Source organism: Janthinobacterium sp. UMAB-56, assembly GCF_900095265.1.
Classification (GTDB): domain Bacteria; phylum Pseudomonadota; class Gammaproteobacteria; order Burkholderiales; family Burkholderiaceae_D; genus Janthinobacterium.
This window is the reverse complement of sequence record NZ_LT607674.1, coordinates 33,593-60,316: the sequence shown is the minus strand read 5'-3', so window position 1 is coordinate 60,316 and position 26,724 is coordinate 33,593. Positions and strand designations below refer to the sequence as shown.

Below are 26,724 nucleotides of genomic sequence, written 5' to 3'. Positions count from 1 at the left end.
TGGCCGATGGTGCCGACGTTGACGTGCGGCTTGGTCCGTTCGAATTTACCTTTTGCCATTTTATTCTTCCTTAGAACAATGATTTAAATGTAGGGACCGGCATTCTCGTGAAAGCCGGCCCGGAACTTCTATTACTTAGCTTTCGAGCTTACGATTGCTTCAGTCACATGCTTAGGTGCTTCAGCATAGTGCTTGAATTCCATCGTGTAAGTCGCACGACCTTGGGTCGACGAACGCAACGATGTAGCGTAACCGAACATTTCCGACAGAGGCACTTCGGCCTTGATGATCTTGCCGCCACCGCCAGCAATTTCATCCATACCTTGCACCATGCCGCGACGCGACGACAGATCGCCCATCACGGTACCGGCGTAGTCTTCCGGCGTTTCCACTTCCACGGCCATCATCGGCTCCAGGATGACTGGCGATGCTTTGCGGCAGCCATCTTTGAATGCCATCGAAGCGGCCATGCGGAATGCATTTTCGTTCGAGTCAACATCATGGTACGAACCGAAGAACAGCGTGACTTTCACGTCAACGACTGGGTAACCAGCCATCACGCCCGAAGTCAGCGTGTCGCGCACACCTTTTTCAACTGCAGGGATGTATTCGCGAGGAACGGTACCGCCCTTGATCGCGTCAACGAATTCGAAGCCCTTGCCCGGTTCTTGCGGTTCGATCTTCAGAACCACGTGACCGTATTGACCACGACCACCCGATTGCTTGACGAATTTGCCTTCCGACTCTTCGCACACTTTACGGATCGTTTCGCGGTAAGCCACTTGTGGCTTGCCGACGGTCGCTTCAACGTTGAATTCACGCTTCATACGATCGACGATGATGTCCAGATGCAACTCGCCCATACCGGCGATGATGGTCTGACCCGATTCTTCATCGGTACGCACGCGGAACGATGGATCTTCTGCAGCCAGACGGTTCAGCGCCAGGCCCATTTTTTCCTGGTCGGCCTTGGTTTTTGGCTCGACTGCCTGCGAAATCACCGGCTCAGGGAAGACCATGCGCTCCAGAACCACGCTTGCCTTTTCGTCGCAAAGCGTATCGCCAGTGGTGGTGTCTTTCAGACCCACAACGGCGGCGATGTCGCCAGCGCGCATTTCTTTGATTTCTTCGCGCTCATTGGCTTGCATCTGCACGATACGGCCAATACGCTCTTTCTTCTGCTTCACGGAGTTCAGGACCGAATCGCCCGAATTCAATGTGCCCGAATAGCAGCGGATGAAGCACAGCTGACCCACGAACGGATCGGTTGCGATCTTGAACGCCAATGCCGAGAACTTCTCATTGTCGTCGGCTGCGCGCTCGACTGGCTGCTCGTCCTCGTCCAGACCTGGGACAGGTGGAATGTCGATTGGCGATGGCAGGTATTCGATGACCGCGTCCAACATTGCCTGTACGCCCTTGTTTTTAAAGGCGGTACCGCACAACATTGGAACGATTTCGCTGGCGATGGTACGCTGACGCAGAGCAGCCTTGATCTCGGCTTCCGACAGGTCGCCTTCTTCCAGGTACTTGTTCATCAGTTCTTCGGACGCTTCAGCAGCGGCCTCAACCATGTTTTCGCGCCACTTGGCAGCTTCAGCCGCCAGGTTCGCTGGAATGTCGCCGTATTCGAACTTCATGCCTTGCGAAGCGTCGTCCCAGATAACCGCTTTCATCTTGACCAGATCGATAACACCGGTGAAGACGTCTTCAGCGCCGATAGGCATCTGAATAGGCACTGGGTTGGCTTTCAGACGCGAACGCATCTGATCGTAGACCTTGAAGAAGTTGGCGCCGGTACGGTCCATCTTGTTCACGAAGGCCAGACGTGGCACTTTGTACTTGTTAGCCTGACGCCATACCGTTTCCGATTGTGGCTGCACGCCGCCGACTGCACAGTAAACCATGCAGGCGCCATCCAACACGCGCATCGAACGTTCCACTTCAATGGTGAAGTCAACGTGGCCTGGGGTGTCGATGATGTTGATGTGATGCGCTGGGAAGTTGTTTGCCATGCCTTTCCAGAAGCACGTAACAGCAGCCGAGGTAATCGTGATACCGCGCTCTTGCTCCTGTGCCATCCAGTCGGTGGTGGCAGCGCCATCATGGACTTCGCCCAGCTTGTGGTTCACGCCGGTGTAGAACAGGACGCGCTCGGTCGTGGTCGTCTTACCTGCATCGATGTGAGCGGAGATACCGATATTACGATAGCGCTCAATGGGGGTCTTGCGGGCCATAATTAATCCTAAATGAATGGACAAAACCGAGCAGCATTTTTTTGCAAAAATGAGCCCGGCCTCGAACAACAGATGCTTGACAGCCGCCTTGCGGTAGCTGGCTTTATATTAGAAGCGGAAATGCGAGAACGCTTTGTTCGCTTCAGCCATACGATGGACTTCGTCGCGTTTTTTCATCGCGCCGCCGCGGCTTTCAGCCGCTTCCATCAGCTCACCGCCGAGGCGTTGTGGCATCGATTTTTCGCTGCGCTTGTTAGCAGCTTCACGCAACCAACGCATGGACAGAGCCATACGACGGACTGGGCGAACTTCGACCGGCACCTGGTAGTTTGCACCACCGACGCGACGGGATTTCACCTCAACCAGCGGCTTGGCGTTGTTGATTGCGGTAGCGAAAACTTCGAGCGGATCTTTGCCCGATTTTGCTGCGATGTGCTCGAAAGCACCGTAGATGATGTTTTCTGCAACCGATTTCTTACCGGACAGCATCAGCACGTTTACAAATTTAGCGACATCAGTGTTGCCGAATTTTGGATCTGGCAAAATTTCGCGCTTGGGTACTTCACGACGACGTGGCATATCAATTCCTTTCAATCTTCAGTTGAGCGCGCGTTCTTCGCACACTCGCGGACGACCATCATAGTCTTCCACTTACTCGACCAGATGCGGTCGACTACATTCACTTAGCTAGTTGCCACTGAGCGAAACTTGGGTTTGCTGCGTACAACTTATTACTTCTTGCCTGCTTTAGCGCGCTTGGTACCGTACTTCGAACGCGATTGCTTACGGTCTTTAACGCCTTGGGTATCCAGGGCACCGCGAACCATGTGGTAACGCACACCCGGCAAATCCTTAACGCGACCGCCGCGCAGCAGCACAACACTATGCTCTTGCAGGTTATGGCCTTCACCGCCAATGTACGAAATGACTTCGAAACCATTGGTCAGACGAACTTTAGCGACTTTACGCAGAGCCGAGTTAGGCTTCTTTGGAGTCGTGGTGTAAACACGTGTGCAGACGCCACGTTTTTGCGGGCTGTTTTCCAGCGCCGGCGATTTGCTCTTCACGGTCAAAGCGACGCGTGGATTGCGAATCAATTGATTGATGGTTGGCATCGTTATAAATCCAACAAAAAACTACGATTAATAACCCGGGCAAGATGCCCGGCGACTAAAACCTCGTCCCGCTTTCATCTACTGCGCACCGGAGGCGCCCGCAGCCACTCGATAAGGAGCGGCCAAGAAATGCCAAGCAATACGTAAACGATGAGCAGAATAAAATCGAGAACTCGCTAGTTTAGACCTTGTGTTACAGGGGGTCAATCAGTTTACCGCTTTTTGCTATAAAAAAAGGCAAAAAAACGGCACTTTTGTGGCATTTTGACTAATCTTTGGCCGCAGCGCGCAGACGCCACCACCTCGCGACACTTGATGATCTGGCATTCTTTCTCTGCGGCCAAGCATCGGCCGCGCGCAGTCTTGTATGACCGTAACGTCACAAAAGGATTGATAATAGCGGACATTTTTTGCTGCCTCCCCTTATGCGCTCCTTGCTTCGCCCCGCCAATTTGTTCCTGCTCCTGACGTATGCCCTGCTGACGGCCGTGCCCTTCGTCCCCGCGCTGCTGGGGCGTGCGCTCGAGCATCCCTGGCAGATGCTCACCTTCGAGCTGCTGGCCTGGCTGGCCGTCTGGAGCGTGTTCCAGCGCCCCGCGTACTTCCACTGGCTGCTGGTGCCCGCCTTCCTGGCCCTGCCGACGGAAATCTACCTGTTCATCTTCTACGGCCAGGGTATTTCCACGCACCACCTGGGCATCATCTTCGAAACCAGCCCCAAGGAAGCGCTGGAATTCCTCGGGCAAAAAGTGTGGCTGATGGGCGCCGTCATGCTCGGCGTGATCGCCTGGTGCGCGCTCGGCTGGTTTGCGGCCACGCGCACGCGCGACCTGGACTGGCGCGGCAAGACGCGACCGGCCGCCTTCGTGCTGCTGATCCTGCTGGGCGGCTTCTGGTGGTATGGCTACGAATTCGGGTTTGAAGCCAAGGTTCTGCACAGCGCCACCGCATCGGCCAAGGCCACCCAAGCGGCGGCCAGCGGCAAGGCGGGCGCCTCCGGCTTTGGCGATGCCAGTTCGGCCGACGACGAAACGGCAGAGGAAGACGAGGAAAGCAGCAAGCCGGAGAACGCCAGCATCGCCGGTGCCGATGAAACGGGCCTGGGGTGGCCCAGCCTGCCCCACTGGGCGCGCCTGCCCTACGCCTTCGACACCGTCAGCAATTCCTGGCCCTTCGGCCTGGCCGCGCGCGGCTACGATTTCTACAAAGAGCGTAAATACCTGGCCGAACTGGGGCAGAAGAGCAGCCGCTTCCGTTTCGGCGCGCACCAGCAACATCCCGATCCCCATCCGGAAGTGGTGGTCATGGTGATCGGCGAATCGTCGCGCTACGACCGCTGGAGCCTGAACGGCTACGAACGCGACACCAATCCCCTGCTGAAACAGGAAAGCAATCTGCTGCCGCTGGCCGACGTCATCACGGCCGTTTCCGCCACGCGCCTGTCCGTGCCCGTCATCATCTCGCGCAAGCCGGCCACGCAAAGCCTCAAGGATGGGTTCTCGGAAAAATCCTTCCTCACCGCTTACAAGGAAGCGGGTTTCAAGACCTACTGGCTGTCGAACCAGATCTCGTTCGGCCAGTTCGATACGCCCGTGTCCGTGTTTGCCAAGGAAGCGGACGTGGTGCAATTCCTGAACCTGGGCGGCTTTACCAACAGTTCGAACTTCGACCAGATCCTGTTCGATCCGTTCAAGAATGCGCTGGCCGACCCGGCGCCGAAAAAGCTCATCGTGCTGCACACCCTGGGCAGCCACTGGAATTACAGCCAGCGCTATCCGAAGTCCTTCGACAAATGGCAGCCTTCGCTGTTTGGCGTCGACAAGCCCGTCTACACGGACACGGCCATCAAGCCGCAGCTGAACAACAGCTACGACAGCTCCATCCTGTACACGGACTGGTTCCTGTCAAACGTGATCGGCATACTGAAGGACGATGGCCAGCGCACCGCCCTGCGCAGCTCCCTCGTCTACGTGGCCGATCACGGCCAGACCCTGTACGACGGCACCTGCCGCCTGGCCTTCCATGGCCACAACACGCAGTTCGAATTCCACGTGCCCGCCTTCGTCTGGTACTCGCCGCAATTCCAGCAGCACTATCCTGACAAGGTGACGCAGTTGCAGCGCCATCAGAAGGCGCGCCTGTCGACGGAAAACATGTTCCACACCCTGCTCGACCTGGGCGATATCCGCTTCCCCGGCGAACAGCCCGAATGGAGCATCGCCAGCCCCCGCTTCAAGCAGCACAAGCGCTACGTCGACAGCTATGGCTGGACCAATTACGACAACGCCATCATCCGTGGCGATTGCCGCGAAGTGATCGACAAGAGCACGCCGGAAAAGCAGGACAAATAAGCGCGGCCATCAGGCCCGTTCGAGCACGCCGCCGCAATCGGCCGGTTGCGCCATGTGCGTGCTGAGCCAGTCGAAGACGCGACCGGCCTTGTCGGCGATGCCGGCGTCAAAACCACGCTGCGCCAGCAGGGCGATGCCATTCGTAGCCTGCAGCACGCCGGGCGCCAGCCGCAGCTCGCCGGCCTCATCGCGGCGCACGCACCACGGTGCCAGACAGTCGTCCAGCAGCGGCCCCAGCACCAGGTTGTGCGACGAGACGATCACCAGGTGGCGCGCGGCCAGCGTATGCAGCACGGCGGCGGCGGCCGCCACCGATTCGAGGTGGTTCGTGCCACGGAAGATTTCATCGATCAAAAACAGCGCCGGCTCCCCCTCCTCGGCCAGCGCCAGCAATTCACGCGCGCGCCGCAATTCGGCGATATACAGACTTTCGCCGCCATCGAGCGAGTCTTCATTCTGCATGCTTGAATACAGCGGCAGCATGGGCACGTGAGCGGCCTGCGCATAGCAAAAACCGAAGGCGCGCGCGCTGATCAGATTGAGTCCCACGCCGCGCAGCAAGGTACTTTTTCCGATCGCATTCTGCCCCGAAATGAAGGCGCCGCGACCATCGAGGCGCAGCGACAGGGGCATGGCACCGCCCAGCAGCGGATGCACCATGGCATTGAACGACAACTGCCGCGCATCGGCTTCCTGCGCCCAGCAAAATTGCGGGCGGCCGCGCAGGTGGCGCGCCAGGGCCAGGTCCGCCTCCAGGTCGGCCAGCAGCAGGAAACTCTGGCGCAAGAAGGCGCGTTCGCGCTGCACCACGCGCAGACTGTGAAAGTAGCGCCGGATATTGCCCAGCATGAGCCAATCGTCATACTCGCTCAGCAGGGGAATCATCTTGATCCAGCGTACTGGCGTGATCTGGCGGTTGATCACGCCGGCAGCCCGTCCACCTTTTCGCAGGTCCGCCGTGAACGGTGTATCGAGCGCACCCAGGCGGCCATGTACCAGCAATATCTGTTGCAAGGTAAAGACGCTGCGCGCCCACGGTTTGCAGCGATCGTAAAAGCACATCTGCAACGCCATCAGGAAGAGCCAGACGGGCACCACGATGGCCCACGCCAACGGCGCGACCAGCCACGCGGCCAGCAGCGCTGCCAGCAGCACCAGGGTCGGCAGCAGCAGCCAGCGGCTCCACCAAGGCGGCGCTGACGGAGGCGCGCCGCACAGCAGCGCCGCCACTTCCATGTCGGCCGTGCGCAGCGGCCGCATGGCTCGCTCGATCGCCGCCTGCTGTGCCGGCGCGGCCAGCAAGGCTGCGATACGCGCGCGCGACGCGGCGCTTGCCATGCCGCCTGCCAGGCGCTGATGCAATCGCTGCTGGCCAAGAATGCTGGTCTGATCGGCGAGCTGCATATGGTAGTCATCGAGCAGCATTTCGTCCCAGGTCTGTTTATCGAGCTGGACCGGGCCAGCTTCGACCTGCTGCAGCATGGCAATGTCGCTGCGGGCAAAGGGGTAATCGAATTGCGCCGGTTCGGGCAGACTGGCAAACTGGCGCAGCCAGGGACCCAGGCGGGCAAAAAGAGAGGGCGAAGGCGACATCATGCTCCAAAGTAGGGGGCCAGCATGGCGCCGCGCGCCAACACTGCCTGAGCAGCAGGTCAGGACGATTGCCAGAATATCAAGATCCATGCGCAAACGCCACGACGCTGCCGCGCGCGCGGACACCCCGTGGACAGCACGGACACGGCGGACAGCCGGACGCCCGTATTTTTTCCCATTAAAATCAATGACTTAAAAACTGGCACGGATCGTGCAATGAAAAACTCATCCTCCACGAGACATCACCATGATCCGCGACACTTCCTCCCAAGACGCCGTACTGTCCGCCCCGCCGGGCCAGCGCCACAAGCAACGCGCCCTGCTGCTGGCCGGCGCCGTCATCGTCATCGGTGCCGCCATCGCTGCCATTGCAGGCTGGCGCAACAGCGAGCATTCCGTCAACAGCAACCGCCTGCGCATCGCCGACGTCACGCGCGGCACTCTGATCCGCGACGCCGCCGTGAATGGCCGCGTGGTCGCCTCGATCAGCCCCACCCTGTATTCGACCACGGTGGCCACCGTCACGCTGAAGGCGAAGGCGGGCGACACCGTCAAGAAGGGTGACATCCTGGCGGTGCTGGAGTCGCCTGACCTGTCCGACGCCCTCAAGCGCGAACAATCGAGCGTGCAGCAGCTCGAAGCGGAAGTGGCGCGCCAGCAGATCCTGGCCAAGAAGCAGAAACTGCTGGCGCGGCGTGAAGCCGATACGGCCGAGATCGAGCGCCTCTCCGCGCAGCGCACGCTGGAACGCTATGAAAGCGTGGCGCAGGTCGGCATCATCGCCAAGATCGATTACCAGAAGGCCAGGGATGCCTTGAATTCGGCCGATATCCGCAGCAAGCACGCCTCCCAGGCGGCAGGCCTGGAAAGCGAGGACGTGACCCTGGCGTTGAAAACCAAGGTCAACGAACTGGAACGCCAGCGCCTGAGCCGCGACAACGCGCAACGCCGCGTCGACGAACTGACCGTGCGCGCCCCCGTCAACGGCTTCATCGGCACGCTGTCGGTGGCCAACCGCAGCGTGGTGCAAGCCAATACGGCCCTGATGACCCTGGTCGACCTGTCGCAGCTGGAAGTGGAGCTGGAAGTGCCGGAAACGTATGTGGCCGATATCGGCTTGGGCATGCGCGCGGAAATCGAAACGGGCGCCATCAAGGCAACAGGAAAACTGTCGGCGCTGTCGCCGGAAGTAGTGAAAAACCAGGTGCTGGCGCGCGTGCGTTTCGATGGCGAGCAGCCGGCCGGGCTGCGCCAGAACCAGCGCGTGGCGGCGCGCCTCCTGATCGATGAAAAACCGAATGTGCTGATGCTGGCGCGCGGCTCTTTCGTCGAAGCCGAAGGTGGCCGTTTCGCCTACGTCGTGCGCGACGGCGTGGCGACGCGCATGCCGATCAAACTGGGGGCGACCAGCGTGTCGGCAGTGGAAATCCTCGACGGCCTGAAGCTGGGCGACAAGGTGGTGGTCGCCGGCACGGAAAACTTCGCGAACGCCGAACGCGTGTCGCTCAACTAAATTCAACTAAATCTCACTCATTTCACTCTACAAGAGGCCTCTCCATGCTGCGCATGCAAAACCTGAGCAAAGTCTATCGCACCCACATGATCGAAACCCACGCGCTGCGCGGCTTCGACATCCATGTGCGGCAAGGTGAATTCGTTACCGTCACCGGGCCGTCCGGCTCGGGCAAGACGAGCTTTTTGAACATCGCCGGCCTGCTAGAGGAATTCACCGACGGCGAATACATACTCGACGGTGTTAACGTGAAGGGCATGAACGACAATGCCCGCTCGCGCCTGCGCAATGAAAAACTCGGCTTCATCTTCCAGGGCTTCAACCTGATTCCCGACCTGTCGCTGTTCGACAATGTCGACGTGCCCTTGCGCTACCGGGGCTTCAACAGTGCCGAGCGGCGCGAACGCATCGAGGACGCGCTGTCCAAGGTCGGCCTGGCCTCGCGCATGAAACACTACCCGGCAGAACTGTCGGGTGGCCAGCAGCAGCGCGTGGCGATCGCGCGCGCGCTGGCCGGCACGCCCAAGCTGCTGCTGGCCGATGAACCGACCGGCAACCTGGACACGCAGATGGCGCGTGGCGTGATGGAACTGCTGGAAGACATCAACGCACAGGGCACCACTATCCTGATGGTCACGCACGATCCGGAACTGGCGCTGCGCAGCCAGCGCAATGTGCACATCATCGACGGCCAGGTATCGGACCTGGTGCAACACGGCGCCACGTTGTCGGCCAGGCCGCAGCACCCCGTGACCGCGTAAGGAGAAAACATGTTCCGTTACTATTTCACGCTGGGCCTGCGCAGCCTGCGCCGCAACCGCGCCCTGACCGCATTGATGATACTGACACTGGCCGTCGGCGTGGCCGCCAGCGTGGCCACCGTCACCATCCTGCACGCCATGTCGGGCGACCCGCTGCCGCACAAGAGCGACCGCCTGTTCGTGCCGATGATCGACGTCGTCCCCTTAAAAAGTTATGTGCCGGGCGCCAAGCCCACCTTCGGCCAGGCGCAGCTGGCCTATACCGACGCGAAGAATTTCATGGCCAGCAACATGGGCGTGCGCCGCACCGTCATGTACGGCGTGGCCGGCCCGGTCGAGCCGGCACGCACGGATGTCGGCGCCTTCCAGGCCCAGGGCCTGGCGCCCACGCGCGATTTTTTCGCCATGTTCGAAGTCCCCTTTCTGTATGGTCAGCCATGGAGCGTAGCCGATGACGCCAGCGGCGCCGACGTCATCGTGCTGAGCCGATCGCTGGCGGAAAAACTGCTGGGTACGGTCAATCCCGTGGGACAGCGCGTGATGGTGCTGGGACAGCCATATCTGGTCAGCGGCGTGCTCGATCACTGGGATCCCGTGCCGCGTATACACCGCATCATCGGCAGCAAGGGCGCCTTCGGCACGGAAGATGAATTCTTCATTCCGTTTGCCAGCGCCATCCGCCATGAGACACGGCATGACGGCGGTATGGCCTGCAGCGGCGTCGAACGCGGCCCCGGCTTCCAGGGCACCCTGGCCTCGGACTGCACCTGGCTGCAGTTCTGGTTCGAGATGGAAAGCGCCGACCAACGTGGCGAACTGCAGGCATATCTCGACAGCTATGCTGCCGAGCAGCGCAAGCTGGGCCGCATGCCGCGCCACGCACCCAACGCGCTGTACAACGTCAAGGAATGGATGGTTTTCCTGAACGTCGTCGACAACGACAACAAGCTGGCGGCCTGGCTGGCCTTCGGCTTCCTGCTGCTATGCCTGGTCAATACCATCGGCCTGCTGCTGGCGAAATTTTCCGTACGCGCCAGTGAAGTGGGGATCCGCCGTGCGCTGGGCGCCACGCGGCGCGACATCTTTCGCCAGTTCCTGATCGAGACGGGCGTCATCGGCCTCGCCGGCGGCGTACTGGGCCTGCTGCTGGCGTATGCCGCGCTGGCCGTCGTGCGTTCGCAATCGAAGGAACTGGGCACCGTGGCGCACATGGATGTACCGATGCTGCTGCTGACGTTTGCCGTCTCCGTGCTGGCCGCCCTGCTGGCGGGTTTGCTGCCCACCTGGCGCGCTTGCCAAGTGACGCCGGCGATACAGCTCAAATCCCAATGACATTCACCGTACCGCAATGAGGTTCAACATGGAAATCCGCCCCATCCTGTCGGCACTGATGCGCAGCAAAACCGGCGCCGTACTCGTCGCCGTGCAGGTCGCCATCAGCCTGGCCATCCTGGCCAATGCCCTGCATATCGTTAACCTGCGCCAGGCGATCGCCGCCCGCCCCACCGGCGTGGCCGCTGAAAACGACATCTTTTATGTCAATATCCAGAGCATGGACAAAGGTAGCCACCAGCGCCAGCTGGCCGACCAGAAACGCCAGGCCGCCTTGCTGCGCGGCCTGCCCGGCGTGCTCTCCGTGGCGCAGACCTCGCAGGCCGTGCTGTCGCGTTCCGGCAGCAGCACCAATGTCTCCATCAAGCGTGGACAGCCCACGGCTAGCGCCACCACGTCGATGTATTTCACGCCTGACTCACTGGTCAAGACATACGGACTGAAGCTGGTGGAAGGCCGTGATTTCCATCCCGACGAGGTGCCGGAAATCGATGAAAACGTCGATGAAATCTTTCCCAAGGTGGTCATCGTGACGCTCGCCGCGGCGCAAAAGATCTGGCCTGGCGAAAGCAGCTTTGTCGGCAAGACCCTGCTCAACGGCACCGGCGACAATGACGACGAGATGCGTGTAATCGGCGTGGTGGAGCGGTTGCAGACACAGGTCGGCCAGGTCAGCGCGCAGGGCGAGCATTCGCTGATCCTGCCGGCGCGCCTGACGGGTTCGCGCGACTCGCTGCTGTACGCCGTGCGCGCCGAGCCGGGCCAGCGCGACCGCCTGATGAAGGAGGCCGAGCAAGCCATCCGCACTTCCACCAGCGAGCGCCTGCTGGTGCGCACCGATACGCTGGAAAAACACCGCACGTCACGCTACCGGGCCGACCGTGGCCTGTCATGGATGCTAATCACCGTCTCGACCCTGCTGCTGCTGGTCACCGCCAGCGGCATCGTCGGCATCGCCAGCCTGTGGGTGACGCAGCGCAGGAAGCAGATCGGCGTGCGGCGCGCATTGGGTGCCCGCCGCATCGACATCCTGCGCTATTTCCTGACCGAGAATTTCATGATCACCAGCGTCGGCGTGGCCTGCGGCGTGCTGCTAGCCCTGGGCTTGAACCAGCTGCTGGTGAGCCAGCTGGAAATGGCGCGCCTGCCACCCGGCTATCTGCTGGCCGGTGCGCTGGTATTCTGGCTGCTGGGCCTGGGCGCTGTCTATGGGCCGGCATGGCGCGCGGCCAGCATTTCTCCGGCCACTGCCACCCGCAGTACCTGAGCCGGCACCTGAGTGATATGCTGCGCGCATGCCTACCGTACTGATTATTGACGACAATGCCGCCGTGGCTATCGCGCTCGACGTGCTGTTCTCCCTGCACGAGATCGACGCCATGCGCGCCGCCTCGCCAGAAGAAGGCCTGCACCTGCTCGAACGCCACGCCATCGACCTGGTGGTGCAGGACATGAACTTCACGGCCGACACCACGTCGGGCGAGGAAGGCTGCGCGCTGTTCCACGCCATCCGCGCGCGCTACCCGGACCTGCCCGTGATCCTGCTGACGGCATGGACCCAGCTCGACGCAGCCGTCGAGCTGATCAAGTCCGGTGCGGCCGACTACCTGGCCAAGCCATGGGACGACCGGCGCCTGATCGCCAGCGTGCAGAACCTGCTGGAACTGGGACAGGCCAACCGCGCGCTGCGCCAGCGCGTGGTGGCCGAGCGGCGCCAGCGCCACGCCCTGGAACACGACTTCGACTTGCGCGGGATGGTGTGGCAAGACCCGGCCACCGAAAGAGTGGTGCACCTGGCGTGCCAGGTGGCACGGGCCGACGTGCCCGTGCTCATTTCGGGGCCGAACGGCAGCGGCAAGGAACGCATCGCCGCCATCGTGCAAGCCAATTCCCAGGTCGCCAGCGGTCCCTTCGTCGTGCTCAATTGCGGCGCGGTGCCGGTGGAGCTGATCGAGGCGGAACTGTTCGGCGCCGAGGCCGGTGCCTACACCGGCATCACGCGCGCGCGCGATGGCAAGTTCGACGCGGCCGACGGCGGCACGCTGTTCCTCGACGAAATCGGCAACCTGCCGCTGGCCGGACAAATGAAACTGCTGCGCGTACTGGAAACGGGACGCTTCGAGCGCCTCGGCTCGAACCGCGAACGGCAAGTGACAGTGCGCGTCATCAGCGCCAGCAACGCCAACCTGCCGGCGATGATCAAGGCCGGCACGTTTCGCGAAGACCTGTTCTATCGCCTGAACGTGATCGAACTGCGCCTGCCACCGCTGGCCCAGCGCCCGCTGGACATCCTGGTGCTGGCACAGCATTTCCTGGGTAGCGAAAAAATCCTCGACGCCCAGGCGCAGGCTACCCTGCTGGCCCACGGCTGGCCGGGCAATGTGCGCGAACTGAAAAATGTGATGCAGCGCGCCTGCCTGCTGACGCCTGGTCCGGTAATACGCGCGCAGGAAACGGGCTTGCCGCTGGCGGGCGTGGCATCACCGCGCGCGCCACAGGATGGTGCCTCGACGGAACCGGACCGCGACAGTGTCACAGCGGCGCTCGCGCGCGCACACGGCGTGGTGGCGCAGGCGGCGCAGGAACTGGGGCTGTCGCGCCAGGCGCTGTACCGGCGCATGGAGCGCCTGGGCATCGCGCGCGGCTGATGGCACACGGCCCCATGCGCCTCTCCCTGCTCACGCGCTGGACGGCGCTGATCGTCACCCTGCTGGTGCTGGGCATCGTCATCGCCCTGCTGCTGGTGCATTTTTTACCCGGCCAGCCGCTGCTGGTGCTGGCCGGCACCCTGCTGTGCGTGCTGCCGGTGGCCATCATTACCATCCGCGCGCAGCTGCAAGCGATGCTATCGCTGTTTCGCGCCTTGAGCGGCACGGTCGCCAGCTACCAGGACGGCGACTTCGGCTTCAGCCTGCGCTGGCCGCAGAACGATGAACTGGCCGACCTGGTGGCGGCCCACAATGCGCTGGGCGACGTGCTGCGCAAGCAGCGCCTGGACCTGGTGCAGCGCGAACTGCTGCTCGACACCATGGTACAAAACACGCCGGTGGCCATGCTGCTGGTGGCCGAGGGCAGCGCCATCGTCTACGCCAACCTGGCCGCGCGCCAGTTGCTGCACCAGGGACACCGGCTCGAAGGGCATACCCTGGCCGACATCGTGCAGCAGGCGGCGCCGGCCCTGGCCGAAGCGCTGGCGCGCCGCAACGACGGACTGTTTACCAGCGGCGAAGGGGAACAGGAAGAGGTGTATCACCTGGCGCGGCGCAGCTTCAGCCTGAACGGGCGCAAGCACGAACTGCTGCTGTTGCGCCAGCTGACCCTGGAACTGCGGCGCCAGGAAGTGCAGACCTGGAAAAAAGTCATCCGCGTCATCAGCCATGAGCTCAACAACTCGCTGGCGCCATTGGCCTCGCTGGCCCATTCCGGCGCCGAGCTGGTGCGCCGCGGCCAGACCGAACGATTGCCGCAAATCCTTGCCACCATCGAGGAGCGCACGCGCCACCTGGAAACCTTCATCCTCGGCTATGCGCGCTTTGCCAAGCTGCCCGCGCCGCGCCTGGCGCCGTGCGAATGGCCGCCCTTTCTCGACAGCCTGGCTTCGCAAGCGGCCTTCACGCTCGACGGCCCGCCACCCGCGCAGGCGGCCATGTTTGATGCGGCGCAAATGCAGCAAGCGCTGCTGAACCTGCTCAAGAATGCGCTGGAATCTGGCACACGGGCTGAGCATATCGGCTTGCACGTCAGCCAGGCGCATGGGCAGTTGCGCATCGAAGTGCGCGACCGGGGGCCAGGCATGAGCGGCGCCGTGCTGGAAAACGCGCTGGTGCCGTTTTATTCCACCAAGCGCAGCGGCACGGGACTGGGCCTGGCGCTGGCGCGCGAAATCGCCGAAGCCCATGGCGGCCGCATCACCTTGGCCAACCGCGAAGGCGGCGGCCTGGCGGTGACCCTGATTCTTCCTTTGCCCGACAGAAATTAGTTCCTCGTGTAACGATTTTTAAATCACACCATTTGCAATTATTTTTTCAGTGCGATATTAATAATTATGGTTTTTAATATTGCAACTTTATGAACGCCATGCCCGTGTGTTAGAAATAAGCTATTTAAGTTTGCATAATGATATAAAAATAGCTCATTGACAATGAATTGTCTTGGCGATAATTTATCTGAGCGGTACGGTTTTTTTGAAACATTAATCGTTTTTTCGCGGGGATAAATAATGAAACTGAAATCACTCATCGCAGCGGCGGTACTCAGTGCTGCCTCAATCGGTAGCGCCAGCGCCACCGCCTACACCGTCGACCTCGTCAACACCACGGGCAATCTGTGGACCAGCGGTTTTAACGCCGTACCCAGCCCCCTCGGCGACTTTGTCGATACCTTCACATTTACTCCCGACGCCACTTTCGGCTCGACCGCACAAGCCTTCCTGGCCAACCTGTCGGTGACTGGCGCGGACAGCTCCTCCATCCACTTCACCGGCGCCGACCTGAACGGCGTAGCACTGACTGGCTTTGGCGGCCCCACCGTCTTTGGCTATGCCCAGGGAGAAATACTGGCACCTACGAGCATCCTGTTCAACGGCTCGCTGGTCCTGACGGTGATGGGCAATACCCAGGGCGGCAGCTATGGCGGCGTCTTCAACCTGAACCTGGCTCCCGTTCCTGAACCGGAAACCTACGGCATGCTGCTGGCCGGCCTGGGCATACTCGGCTTCCTGGCACGACGCCGCAAGCAAACTTGAACTCTCCTCACAAAAGACGCTGCGGCGTCTTTTTTTCATCCGGCTGCTAAACTGCCGCCATGACGACCGACTTTACCTCCACCAGCCATACCGCTTTCAGCCATCCTGGCCATCCGCCGGCCACCACCACCGAACACCGCGGCATCCGCTATCTGCACCTGGGAACCAAATGGGTGCAGGGCGCCATGCGCCTGGACAAACCCGACGCCATCGAGCTCGAATACGTGCAGATGATGATGATGTGGATGCTGTTCAAGACGCAGCCCAAACGCATCGTGCAACTGGGCCTGGGCAGCGCCGCGCTGACCAAATTCAGCTACCGCCGCTTCCCCGACGCCACGGTCACGGCCATCGAACTCAATCCGAACGTGATCGCCATCTGCGGTGCCCAGTTCGCGCTGCCGCCGAACGACGCGCGTCTCGACGTGCGTGAAATGAATGCGCTCGATTTCGTGCTCGATCCGGCCAACCACGGCACGGTCGACGCGCTGCAAGTGGACCTGTACGACGAGGATGCGCGCGGCCCTGTGCTCGACACGCCCGAGTTCTACCAGGCTTGCCACGACTGCCTGACGGACGATGGCATCATGTGCACGAATGTCTTTGGCGACTTCCCCAACTACGACAAGAATTTGCAGGCGATGGAACTGGTCTTCGACGCCGTCGTCTGGGTGCCGGAAATGGAAGATGAAAACATCGTCGTGCTGGCCTTCAAAAAATCGCCGTCGCTCGACTTCAGCGACTTGTACGAGCGCGCCGCCATCATCAAGAAGCAGTTCAACCTGCCCGCCAAGGACTGGGTCAACGGCTTGAAGCAGTGGATGCTGGACCAGCAGTAATGCAGTAGCGCCGCATCACGCCGGCAGGAGCGCTCCCAGGCGGCGCGCCAGGCCATCCATGTTCTCGGCCGGCACCTGCGCATAACCGAGCAGGAAACCGCTCCAGCCGGCCCGCTCGCCGGTACCATGCGCGGAGAGAGGCAGCGCCACGATGCCGTCCTGCGCGGCGCTCCGGCTCAGCGCCATGTCATCCCATGCGCCATCGTGAAAACGCAACGCCAGGTGCATGCCAGCCGTGCCGCCATGGATGGCCGCACCGCCACATGCATGGCGTTGCAAGGCTGCGTTCAAGGCGTCGCGGCGCTGGCGATACAGGCGACGCATGCGCCGCACATGGCGCGCAAACAGGCCGCTGCGCAGGAAGTCGGCCAGCGCCAGCTGTTCCGCCACCCGGCCCCGCACGGCGCCCTGCGCCTGCATCTGCGCAAAGGCAGCGGCCAGCGCGGCCGGCACGACGATAAAGGCCAGGCGCAAGGCGGGGAACATGGTCTTGCTGAAGGTGCCCAGGTACACGACAGGCGCGTCGGCGACCAGTCCCTGCATGGCGGCCAGGGGCGGCCCGCCATGCCGAAATTCGCTGTCGTAATCGTCTTCGATGATCAGGGCGCCCACCGCGCGGGCGCGCTCCAGTAGCGCCATGCGGCGCGCGGGACTGAGCACGCTGCCCGTCGGATACTGGTGCGAAGGCGTGGTGTAGATCAGGCGCGGAGGGGCGTCCTGCCAGTCCATCTCCGTCGGCGCAATGCCATCCAAGTCGACCGGAATGCCCACCACCTGCAAGCCGGCGCCACGCCCCGCCGCCAGTGCGCCGCCGTAGCCCGGATGCTCGATCCACAGGGTTTCGTCCTGGTCTGCAAAGGCGCGCAAGCACACCTCCAGGCTACTTTGCGTACCGTCCGTGATGAACACTTGGCCCGCATCGCACACGACGCCGCGCGCGGCGCGCAAATGCTCGGCGATGGCCATGCGCAGCTGCGGCTCGCCGGCGGGATCGCCGTAATTGAGCTGGCGCGGGGTCAGGCTGCGCCATGCGCGGTCCAGCATGCGCCGCCACTGCGCCAGGGGGAATTCGTCAAGCGCCGGCACGCCAGGCGCAAACGCGCCCATCGCGTCGGCGGGAAACACCAGCGCAGCATTCACATCCTGCCCCGCCATGCCGCGCAAATGCCGGGCACGGCGTGACAAGCCATCCTTGTTGCCACTTGCCGGCACAGCTTCCGGCATGCTGGCGCTGCCAGCGACGACGGTGCCGCGCCGGTCCGGCAAAACAAAGCCTTCGCTGGCCAATTGCTCATAGGCGTACAGCACGGTATTGCGCGCCAGCCCCAGTTCGGCCGCCAGCACGCGCGTGGAGGCCAGCCGGGTGCCGGGCGCCAGATGCCCGCTGCGGATCGCCGCGCGCAGGCATTCATGCAGCAGGCGCTGGCGTGGCCAGCCCCGCTCGCGATGCGTGCGCTCGAATGCATTGAGTAGCAAAGCGAAATCCATGCGCCTCCCTCGTGGCTCTAAATTATTTATCAGCTCTGGATCTTTTTTCAGGGCCAGATGCCGATTATAGTGCGGCCTGCTTCTTCAACCAACCGGACTTCCGCCATGACCGCTATCGCCCTGCCCCCCAGCCCCCGTACCCGCGTGCGCCGCGTCGCCGAACTGGCCAGCTACGAGCAAACCACGCTGTACGCCGTCCTCGACGCCGCCTATCTGTGCCATATTGCATTCCAGGACGAGCACGGAAACCATTGCATTCCGACCGCCTGCTGGCGCATCGGCGGCCACTTGTACATCCATGGCTCGAACGGCAGCCGCATGCTCAAGCAGCTGCTGCGCGATACGGCCGTGTGCGTGACGGTGACCCATCTCGACGGCCTGGTACTGGCGCGCTCCGCCTTCAACCACACGATGAACTACCGCTCGGCGATGGTGTACGGGCAGTTTGAAAAAGTAAGCGATATCGGCCAGCAGCATGCGGCCATGGATGCGTTGATGGAAAAGCTGGCGCCGGGACGCTTGGCGCACGTGCGCGGCGGCAGCGCCAAGGAATACGCCGCCACCAGCGTGCTGCGCATCGCGCTCGACGAATGCGCCGTCAAGCAGCGCAAGGGTGGCCCGCTCGACGACGCGCGCGACATGGCGCATGCCGTCTGGACGGGCGAACTACCGTTTACGCACGGCCGTGGCGCGGCCGTCGCCGATGCGCTCAACACCAGCGCAATACCCGCGTATGCCGCCGCCTGGGCTACGGAATCCGCTTGACCGGCCAGCGTGCTTGCCCGATGATCGGCGTTGATGGCGATCGCCACCAATTGAGCAACCGATCCAATCACGCATGGAGCATATGATGATGAAGCGAGTATCCCTGGCCGCGGCCCTGACGGTCATGCTGGCCTGTGGCGGCAGCGGTGCGGCACTGGCCGCCGATGCGGGCGACGCGGCCCTGAAGGCGGCCATCGCCGGCAGTGCGCGCACGCCGGCCAACGCGCTGCGTGACAGCGCGCGCCACCCGTATGAAACGCTGACGTTCTTCGGCATCAAGCCGGGCATGACCGTGGTCGAACTGGCGCCTGGCGGCGGCTGGTACACGGAGATCCTGGCGCCCTACTTGCGCGAGCACGGCAAGCTGATCGCCGCCGGCAACGATCCGCAGTCAAGCAGCGAAGGCGCGCGCCGCGGCGCAGCGCGCTTCCAGCAAAAACTCGACGCCAATCCCGCGGCTTTCGGCAAGGTGGAGATCGGCGCCTTCGCGCCGCCCACCACCTACCGCATCGCGCCCAAGGGCACGGCCGACATGGTGCTCACCTTCCGCAATATCCACAACTGGATACCCATCGGCGAAGCAGGCATGCAGACCCTGTTCAAGGAAGTGTATGACAGCCTGAAACCGGGCGGCGTATTCGGCGTCGTCGAACACCGCCTGCCGGCAAACAAGGCGCAGGATGCCACGGCCAGCAGCGGCTACATGCACGAAGCGTATGTGATCAAGCTGGCCGAAGGTGCAGGTTTCAAACTGGCTGCCAGGTCGGACATCAACGCCAATCCGAAAGACACGGCAGACTACCTGGGCGGAGTCTGGACGCTGCCGCCGACCTATGCCAACAAGGATGTGGAACGGGCCAAGTACACGGCCATCGGCGAGAGCGACCGCATGACCCTGAAGTTCGTCAAGCCATAAGGTGAAAAAGGCCACCTTGCGGTGGCCTTCTGCTTCCTGCTTTACGTCCTGCTTTACTTCTTGCCTTCTTTCGCTTTCACCGGCACCAGGCTCAGGTCCTGGAAGTCGTAGCTGAAATCCGTCTCGGCCGACACAGGCGCCATCTTCACCCGGTCGATGCTGCCATCGGGATTGAGCGAGAACGTCACATAGGCGTCGGCGTTGAAATTGCGCTCTTTCCAGCGCACGATGAAGGTGTCGTGCTGCCAGTGTTCCAGCTCGCCCGTCAGGTCCGGCGTGCGCGTGAAGCTGAGGATGTGTTTTTTCCCCTCCGGCCTGATCACGACCTTGCCGTACCAGGCATCTTCATATTCGCCGTCATACGCGGCCAGCGGCAGCGATGGCTGCGACTTGGCCGCGCGCGCGCTCGACGCCTTGCCCTGCTTTTTCACTTCTTCGGCATGCCGCTCCTGCTCCACCTTGGCCACCAGCGCCAGCCAGTCGGACGGCGCCGCCTGCAGGTAATGGTCGAGGATGCGCCATTGCAGCGCCGTCATGGAACCGCCATTTTCCGCATTGGTCAGAATGGCCACGCCCAGCTTTGCTTCAGGCACCATCACCACGCGCGAATAAAATCCCTGCAGCGCGCCGCCGTGCATGGCCACTTTCATGCCCTTGTAGTCGCGCAGCTGGAAGCCCAGGCCATAGGCGCTGAAGTTCGGTTTCGTCGCGGCCAGCGTTGGTTTCGGCTCGGCAATCCTGATCGGCGTTTGCGCCGACCACATCTCGCGACCCTGCTTTTCGCTGAACAGGCGCGCGTCCTTGCCATCCTTGTCCTTCACGCCGGCGATCTTGCCGCCGTCAAGCAGCACCATCATCCACTTGGCGATATCTTCCGCATTCGTGTTGATGCCGACGGCACCCACGGCGTTCGGCACGGGCATGGACTTGACGGCGGCGATCTTGCCGTCGATCTTGCTGTGCGCACTGGCGACGTCGGGCTTGCCCGCATTTTCAGCCAGGCTGGTGGTGGTACCCGTCATGCCCAGCGGCGCCAGGATACGCTCATGCATGGCCTCGCCCCAGCTTTTCCCCGCCTTGTCGGCGATGATCTTGCCGGCCACGATATACAGCAGGTTATCGTAGGCATAGCTGTTGCGAAAGCTCGTGGCTGGACGGATGTAGCGCAGCTTCTCGATGATCTCGTCGGTGCTGAACGTGGTGGTGGGCCACCACAGCAAGTCGCCCGCACCCAGGCCCAGGCCACTGCGGTGCGTCAGCAGGTCGCGCACGGTCATGGCGCCCGTCACATAGGAATCGTGCATCTGGAAGCCGGGCAGGTGCTTGGTGACGGGATCGTCCCAGGCCAGCTTGCCATCGTCGACCAGCATGGCCAACGCGGCGGCCGTGAAGCCTTTCGAGTTCGATGCCACTTCGAACAGGGTCTGCGCATCGACGGCCGCCGGCTCGCCCAGCTTGCGTACGCCAAAACCCCTGGCGGTGACAACCTTGCCATCCTTGACGATGGCGATCGCCATGCCGGGCACGTCGAACACTTTCAGGGCGGTGGCGACGTCGCGCTCAAGATCGAAGGCAGGCGCAGGCGCCGGTGCAGCGGCGGCGACAGGGGCGGCGTCAAAGGCCAGCGCCGGCATGGCGATGCTGGAAAACGCCAGCACGATGGCGGCGGCAAGACGGTTCATGGAATGCATGGTCAGGATGTCCAAAGAAGGTTCAATGCGCTTGCGCGGCCATCAATTTATCGACGCTTTCCTGCGTCACCGGGTGGTAGCGTGCACGCGCCTGCGCATACACGTCCTTGGCCCAGGCATGGCCTTGCGGCGTCTTCATCAGCGCACCGTACAGGGGCACGACGAACTTCTGGCGCCCCACGCTCATGAGGAAGGCCTGCAAGGGCTGCCGTACATCGTAGCCGGCGTTCACGGCAGCGAGGTAGAAGCGGTACGCCACCTCATTGTTGCCGCTCTTGCCCACGCCGTAGACCTGGTCCAGTTCACGCAATTGCGCCGCGCTGGCCTTGTTATTGATGTCGTTCAGGAAGTGCATCGATTCGATGGCGACCCAATGATCCATGCCCAGGTCTTTCGTCGCCAGCTCACCCTTGAGCCAGGCATCGCGGTGCTGGTCCAGCAGCGCCAGGCGCGGCGAGACGACGCGCTGCGCGCTGGCCGGTACGCCCGTGCCATACAGCCATTCATCGAGTTCCGCTTCCGGCATCACGTCCGGATGCTGGGCCAGCAAGTTCTTGCGCAGGTAGGCGATGAACTGCTCCGTCGTCACGCTCTGGAAGGCATGCTGGTCGAACCAGCCGCGCAGGAAGGGATCGAAGACAGCACGGCCCGCGCGCTGCTCCATGGTAGCCAGGAACCAGGCGCCTTTCGGATAGATGATGCCGTCGTCCGTATACGTTTCGGCGGGATTGGCATCCGCATCGCGCGTGATCAGCGCCGTTTTCGCCGCCGGCAATGTCCTGATCGAGGCAGCCAGCTCTTCCTGGTCGACCTGCACGCCCATCTGCGCCACTTCGCTGCCATACAATTGCTCGACGATGCGCGTGGTGACGTAGGTGGTGAAGCCTTCGTTCAGCCACATGTGCTTCCAAGAGGCATTGGTGACCAGGTTGCCCGACCACGAGTGCGCCAGTTCATGCGCGATCAGATCGACCAGGCTACGGTCACCCGCGATCATGGTCGGCGTGAGGAAGGTCAGGCGCGGGTTTTCCATGCCACCGTAGGGGAACGATGGCGGCAGCACGATCATGTCGTAGCGTCCCCATGCATACGGGCCATACAGCGCCTCGGCTGCCTGTATCATCTTTTCCGTGTCGGCCAGTTCGTATTCGGCGGCCTTGATGCGTGGCGGTTCGGCATATACGGCGGAGCGGGGACCGAGCTTGCGTACTTCCAGTTCGCCGATGGCAATGGCCAAGAGGTAGGAAGGAATCGGCTGCGGCATCCTGAATTTCCAGCCGCCCTTGCCCGTCGCCTTTTCGTCATTCTCGGCGCTCATCACGACGCGCATGCCGCTCGGCGCCTCGATGCGTGCGCTGTAGGTGAAACGCACGGCCGGTGTATCCTGCGACGGCACCCACGAGCGGGCGTTGATGCTTTGCGACTGGCTGAACATGAAAGGCAGCTTGCCCGACATGGTTTGCTGTGGCGTGAGCCACTGCAGCGCGATGGCGTTGGGAGCCGTGTGATAGTAGACGCGCACTTTGCCCGGCTGGCCCGTGGTGGTGATGCGCAAGGCCTGGCCCTTCTCCGGGTCGGCCTTGTCCAGCTGGTACGGCGCCATCTGCCAGGCGCCGCGCTTGTCCTGTACCTGCACCTTGGCGATCGACAGATCGCGCGTATCGAGCACCAGGGTGCGCGCAGCAGGATCGATCCAGTTCAAGGACAGCTCGGCATAGCCGGAAAGCGTCTTTTGCTTGAAATCGGCTTTCAGGTCCAGCTGCAGGTCGCGCGTGCGCACCTGGTCGTAGCGCGCGTAGCTGAGGGGGTCGGCGTGCGCGGCCAGGGTCACCTGGCAAAGTAGCGCACAGCCCAGCGCGCGCAGGAAGGTCAAAGTTTGCATGGTCGTCTTTTGAATGATTTGCGAAAGCCCCGGTCCGTGTACGCCGGGGCGTCGCGCAGAATAGCACTTCCGGCGCAGGCCGGCAGAAAAAAAGCGCCGGACTGGCCGGCGCTGTTTCACTGTTTCTTCTCTGGCCGGGCTTCGGGCTTGGTCTCGAGCTTGGCCTCGGGCGCCTTCAACGGGACATTAAAATCCTTCATCAGGTTATGCTTGTCGCGGTCGAGTTTGAACAGTTCCAGGCGCGATGGCGTGATTTTTCTCGGCCAGGCGTTGTTGCTGGTGTCGATATCGGCCGTCTCCCAGTACGGGTCCTGCACCAGGGCCACCATCGGCTCGTCGGTGACGATCACCTTGCTGATCTTGTGCGGCGAATAGCGCCACACTTCGGCCGGCACGCGCTCGACGATCTTCCTGCCGCTTTTCAGTTCGATTTCCAGGATCAGCGGCATCACCAGGCCGCCGAGATTCGAAAAGTCGACCAGGTACAGATGCTTGCCCATGCTGTGCTGCTCAAGCAGTTTCCGCTCCCATGGCTCCAGCGTTTCCTGCTCCTCCGCATAGCTGTTGCGGTCCTTGTTGGTGACCGTGAATTCATCGTACCGGTTATAGAAATCCTTCAGCGCGGGGTCGATGTCGACCTTCTTCGGCAGCGCCTTGTTGCGCTGCTCCGAGATCGAGATGGGCTGCGCCGCCTTCTGCGCCTTCTTCCACGCTTTCTCGACGTCCGGATTCTTCGTGCTCACGCCATATTCGCTGATGCCGTCGATACTGATGTCGACCGCGTCGGTGGTATAGAACCAGCCGCGCCAGAACCAGTCCAGGTCCGTGCCGGAAGCGTCTTCCATGGTGCGGAAAAAGTCGGCCGGCGTGGGCCGCTTGAACTTCCAGCGCAAGGCGTACTGCTTGAAGGCGAAGTCGAACAGTTCGCGCCCCAGGATGGTTTCGCGCAGGATATTGAGGGCGGTGGCCGGCTTGTCGTAGGCGTTCGCCGTAAACTGCAGCAAGGATTCGGAATTGGTCATGATGGGCACCTGGTTCTGGCTGCGCATGTAGTCGACGATCTTGCGCGGCTCGCCATTCCAGGAGGGAAAATGCTCTTCCCATGCCTGCTCGGCCAGGTACTGCAGGAAGGAGTTGAGTCCCTCGTCCATCCACGTCCACTGGCGCTCGTCCGAGTTGACGATCATGGGAAAATAATTGTGGCCCACTTCGTGGATGATCACGCCGATCAGGTCATATTTGGTCGTCTTCGAATACGTGCGCTCGCCCGTCTTCTTGTCCTTCACGGGCCGCCCGCCATTGAACGAGATCATCGGATACTCCATGCCGCCCACGGCGCCGTTGACGGAAATCGCGTTCGGATACGGATAGTCGAAACTGTATTTGTTGTACTGCTCGATGGCATGCACGACGGCGCGCGTGCTGTACTGCTGCCACAGCGGATTGCCCTCGTTCGGATAATACGACATGGCCATCACGCGCTTGCCGCCGCTATCCAAACCCTGCGCATCCCAGATGAACTTGCGGCTCGATGCCCACGCCACGTCGCGCACATTGGCCGCCTTGAAGTGCCAGGTTTTCATCCCCGCAGCCCGGCCCTTTTCCGCCGCCAGCGCCTCGGCGGGCGTAATCACCAGCAGCGGCGTATTGCTGTTTTTCGCCCGCGCCAGGCGTTCGCGCTGCGCCGCGCTGAGCACACTGGCAGGATTTTGCAGTTCCCCCGTGGCGGCCACCACATGGTCGCCCGGCACCGTCAGATACAGCTCGTAGTCGCCAAACTCCAGCGTGAATTCACCGGAGCCGAGGAACTGCTTGTGCTGCCAGCCGACGGCGTCGTAATACGCGGCCATGCGCGGAAACCACTGCGCGATCTGGAAAATCGCATTCTTGTCGTCGTCAAAATATTCATAGCCGGAGCGCTCGACCAGCACCTTCTGGTCATTGATCTGATACGACCAGTCGATATTGAACGTGATGCTCTGCCCGGGCGCCAGCGCCACCGGCAAATCGATGCGCAACATGGTCTGGTTGACGACATACGGCAGCGGCTTGCCGCTGGCCGCTTTGACAGCGGTGAGTTTGAAGCCACCGTCAAATTCGCGGCCAGCATGGATGGCGCGCAAGTCCTCGAACTTCAGCGCTTCGTCTTCGCTGCCGCTCAGCCAGGCCTGGCGCGAGGGCGCACTCAATACGCGGCGCTGGTCGGCATCCTGGCGCAAGCCGTTCTGGTCCAGTTGCAGCCACAGATACGCGAGGCTGTCGGGCGAGTGGTTGTGATAGGTGATCTGTTCGCTGGCCGTGATGGCGCGGCGCGCTTCATCCAGGGTGGCGCGGATCACATAATCGGCGCGTTGCTGCCAGTAGGCGTGTCCTGGCGCGCCGGACGCCGTGCGGTAACTATTCGGCGTGGGCAGCAGTTCTTCGAGCTGGCGGAACTTGTCGTCGAAGGGTGCGGCGGCGCACAGGCCGGGCAAGGAGGCAAACAAGGGCAAACACAAAACAAGCAAGCGGACAAGAACCGGCATGGCGCATTCCATCTGGGAGTCGTGGACAGACTGCATTCTAAGTCGAGTCTGTTTGCAAAGCGCTCATTGTTGTCGAAGTTCCACACACAAGGCCGTGCCGCGCGCCGGCGGTACTGGCGCCGGTGCGGGCATTGGCGTATGATCCGCCTCGAACATTGGGGAGTAGTCGTCCAGCGGTCCTGCCGCAGGAACCTGTATCAACATGATTGGCCCGCAGGCCATGGTGCAGGTGGTTGCAAAACTTGACGAGACCATTGATCCAGGGCGGCCGCATGGGCCGGAGTCGCCCGTGGATCATTGGTTAATTCGTCCGGCCCGCGTACCTCTTGCAATCTCATGGAAGCATTCCTCATCTCCACCGGCATCGTCGGTCTCGCTGAAATCGGCGACAAAACCCAACTCCTGGCCTTTCTGCTGGCCGCCAGATTCCGCAAGCCCCTGCCCATCGTGCTGGCGATTTTCGTCGCCACCATCGCCAATCACGCGTTTGCCGCCGCCGTCGGTGCCTGGATCACCAGCATGCTGGGGCCCGAGGTGCTGCGCTGGGTACTGGGCGTCTCCTTTCTGGCGATGGCCGCCTGGACCCTGATTCCCGACAAGCTCGATGAAGACGAGACAAAGCTGGCCAGGTACGGCGTCTTCCTGACCACCCTGATCGCCTTCTTCATGGCGGAAATGGGAGATAAAACGCAGGTGGCCACGCTGGCGCTGGCGGCGCGCTACCACGACATTGTTTCCGTCGTGCTCGGTACCACCTTCGGCATGATGCTGGCCAACGTGCCGGCCGTCTACCTGGGCGACAGGATCGCCAACCGCGTCCCCTTGCGCCTCGTGCACGGCGTCGCGGCGCTGATCTTTGCCGTGCTGGGCGTGGCCACCCTGCTGGGCGCAGGCGCCGCCCTGGGATTCTGACACGTCACACTGATGCAATTACAGATAATTTCTTATTTACAATATTCATGCTCATAATTA

Annotated in this window: 20 protein-coding genes and 1 riboswitch; of the genes, 12 read left to right on the top strand and 8 right to left on the bottom strand. The window is 62.0% G+C overall.

The window, feature by feature from the left end; genetic code table 11:
- Positions 1–131: 131 nt before the first annotated feature.
- From fusA to rpsL, 3 genes are all read right to left on the bottom strand, one after another.
- Positions 132–2,237, bottom strand: coding sequence for an elongation factor G (fusA, locus tag K0F85_RS26930; RefSeq protein WP_219118901.1), 2,106 nt, complete (start codon positions 2,235–2,237; stop codon positions 132–134).
- A 108-nt stretch (positions 2,238–2,345) separates the two neighbouring features.
- On the bottom strand, positions 2,346–2,816 hold the full coding sequence (gene rpsG / locus K0F85_RS26925) for a 30S ribosomal protein S7 (RefSeq protein ID WP_010394377.1): 471 nt from the start codon (positions 2,814–2,816) through the stop codon (positions 2,346–2,348).
- Between the two features lie 152 nt (positions 2,817–2,968).
- Complete coding sequence (gene rpsL / locus K0F85_RS26920) at positions 2,969–3,352, bottom strand: 30S ribosomal protein S12 (RefSeq protein ID WP_010394376.1); 384 nt, start codon at positions 3,350–3,352, stop codon at positions 2,969–2,971.
- Positions 3,353–3,777: 425 nt separating this feature from the next.
- Here rpsL and K0F85_RS26915 point away from each other — a divergent pair, with 425 nt between their 5' ends.
- Positions 3,778–5,703 carry a phosphoethanolamine transferase gene (locus tag K0F85_RS26915; RefSeq protein ID WP_219118900.1) on the top strand — a complete coding sequence of 642 codons (1,926 nt, stop codon included), beginning with the start codon at positions 3,778–3,780 and terminating at the stop codon, positions 5,701–5,703.
- A gap of 9 nt (positions 5,704–5,712) precedes the next feature.
- On the opposite strand, the gene K0F85_RS26910 is transcribed toward K0F85_RS26915, so the two are convergent.
- Entirely contained in the window at positions 5,713–7,299 is a 1,587-nt protein-coding gene (locus K0F85_RS26910; protein ID WP_257638189.1) for a DNA mismatch repair protein MutS, read from the bottom strand.
- 244 nt (positions 7,300–7,543) lie between these two features.
- On the opposite strand from K0F85_RS26910, the gene K0F85_RS26905 reads away from it, so the two are divergent.
- The 8 genes from K0F85_RS26905 (at position 7,544) to K0F85_RS26870 (ending at position 16,485) form a co-directional block, all read left to right on the top strand.
- Positions 7,544–8,809: an efflux RND transporter periplasmic adaptor subunit gene (locus K0F85_RS26905; protein WP_219118899.1), complete on the top strand. Its 1,266-nt coding sequence runs from the start codon at positions 7,544–7,546 to the stop codon at positions 8,807–8,809.
- A gap of 44 nt (positions 8,810–8,853) precedes the next feature.
- Positions 8,854–9,570, top strand: coding sequence for an ABC transporter ATP-binding protein (locus K0F85_RS26900; RefSeq protein ID WP_219118898.1), 717 nt, complete (start codon positions 8,854–8,856; stop codon positions 9,568–9,570).
- A gap of 9 nt (positions 9,571–9,579) precedes the next feature.
- Positions 9,580–10,902 (top strand): ABC transporter permease, encoded by a 1,323-nt coding sequence (locus K0F85_RS26895; protein ID WP_219118897.1) that lies wholly within the window; start codon positions 9,580–9,582, stop codon positions 10,900–10,902.
- Between the two features lie 28 nt (positions 10,903–10,930).
- Entirely contained in the window at positions 10,931–12,169 is a 1,239-nt protein-coding gene (locus K0F85_RS26890; RefSeq protein ID WP_219118896.1) for an ABC transporter permease, read from the top strand.
- Positions 12,170–12,197: 28 nt separating this feature from the next.
- Positions 12,198–13,550 (top strand): sigma-54 dependent transcriptional regulator, encoded by a 1,353-nt coding sequence (locus K0F85_RS26885; protein ID WP_219118895.1) that lies wholly within the window; start codon positions 12,198–12,200, stop codon positions 13,548–13,550.
- 14 nt (positions 13,551–13,564) lie between these two features.
- On the top strand, positions 13,565–14,881 hold the full coding sequence (locus tag K0F85_RS26880) for a PAS domain-containing sensor histidine kinase (RefSeq protein ID WP_257638188.1): 1,317 nt from the start codon (positions 13,565–13,567) through the stop codon (positions 14,879–14,881).
- 240 nt (positions 14,882–15,121) lie between these two features.
- Positions 15,122–15,646 carry an FxDxF family PEP-CTERM protein gene (locus K0F85_RS26875; protein ID WP_219118893.1) on the top strand — a complete coding sequence of 175 codons (525 nt, stop codon included), beginning with the start codon at positions 15,122–15,124 and terminating at the stop codon, positions 15,644–15,646.
- A gap of 59 nt (positions 15,647–15,705) precedes the next feature.
- The gene (locus tag K0F85_RS26870; protein WP_219118892.1) at positions 15,706–16,485 is read left to right on the top strand and encodes a spermidine synthase; all 780 of its coding nucleotides are present in this window, start codon (positions 15,706–15,708) and stop codon (positions 16,483–16,485) included.
- Positions 16,486–16,500: 15 nt separating this feature from the next.
- Here the strand turns inward: K0F85_RS26870 and K0F85_RS26865 are convergent, their stop codons facing one another.
- Entirely contained in the window at positions 16,501–17,973 is a 1,473-nt protein-coding gene (locus tag K0F85_RS26865) for a PLP-dependent aminotransferase family protein (RefSeq protein WP_219118891.1), read from the bottom strand.
- A gap of 105 nt (positions 17,974–18,078) precedes the next feature.
- Here K0F85_RS26865 and K0F85_RS26860 point away from each other — a divergent pair, with 105 nt between their 5' ends.
- On the top strand, positions 18,079–18,738 hold the full coding sequence (locus K0F85_RS26860; protein ID WP_219118890.1) for a pyridoxamine 5'-phosphate oxidase family protein: 660 nt from the start codon (positions 18,079–18,081) through the stop codon (positions 18,736–18,738).
- Between the two features lie 85 nt (positions 18,739–18,823).
- Positions 18,824–19,654 carry a class I SAM-dependent methyltransferase gene (locus tag K0F85_RS26855; protein WP_257638191.1) on the top strand — a complete coding sequence of 277 codons (831 nt, stop codon included), beginning with the start codon at positions 18,824–18,826 and terminating at the stop codon, positions 19,652–19,654.
- Between the two features lie 53 nt (positions 19,655–19,707).
- Here K0F85_RS26855 and K0F85_RS26850 read toward each other — a convergent pair whose 3' ends face one another.
- From K0F85_RS26850 to K0F85_RS26840, 3 genes are all read right to left on the bottom strand, one after another.
- Positions 19,708–21,345, bottom strand: a complete 1,638-nt coding sequence (locus K0F85_RS26850) for a serine hydrolase (RefSeq protein ID WP_219118889.1) — start codon at positions 21,343–21,345, stop codon at positions 19,708–19,710.
- Between the two features lie 22 nt (positions 21,346–21,367).
- Positions 21,368–23,227: a M1 family metallopeptidase gene (locus tag K0F85_RS26845; RefSeq protein WP_219118888.1), complete on the bottom strand. Its 1,860-nt coding sequence runs from the start codon at positions 23,225–23,227 to the stop codon at positions 21,368–21,370.
- 116 nt (positions 23,228–23,343) lie between these two features.
- On the bottom strand, positions 23,344–25,752 hold the full coding sequence (locus K0F85_RS26840) for a M1 family aminopeptidase (RefSeq protein ID WP_219118887.1): 2,409 nt from the start codon (positions 25,750–25,752) through the stop codon (positions 23,344–23,346).
- 145 nt (positions 25,753–25,897) lie between these two features.
- Positions 25,898–26,079: riboswitch (yybP-ykoY riboswitch) on the top strand.
- 9 nt (positions 26,080–26,088) lie between these two features.
- On the opposite strand from K0F85_RS26840, the gene K0F85_RS26835 reads away from it, so the two are divergent.
- On the top strand, positions 26,089–26,664 hold the full coding sequence (locus tag K0F85_RS26835; protein ID WP_219118886.1) for a TMEM165/GDT1 family protein: 576 nt from the start codon (positions 26,089–26,091) through the stop codon (positions 26,662–26,664).
- Positions 26,665–26,724: the final 60 nt, after the last annotated feature.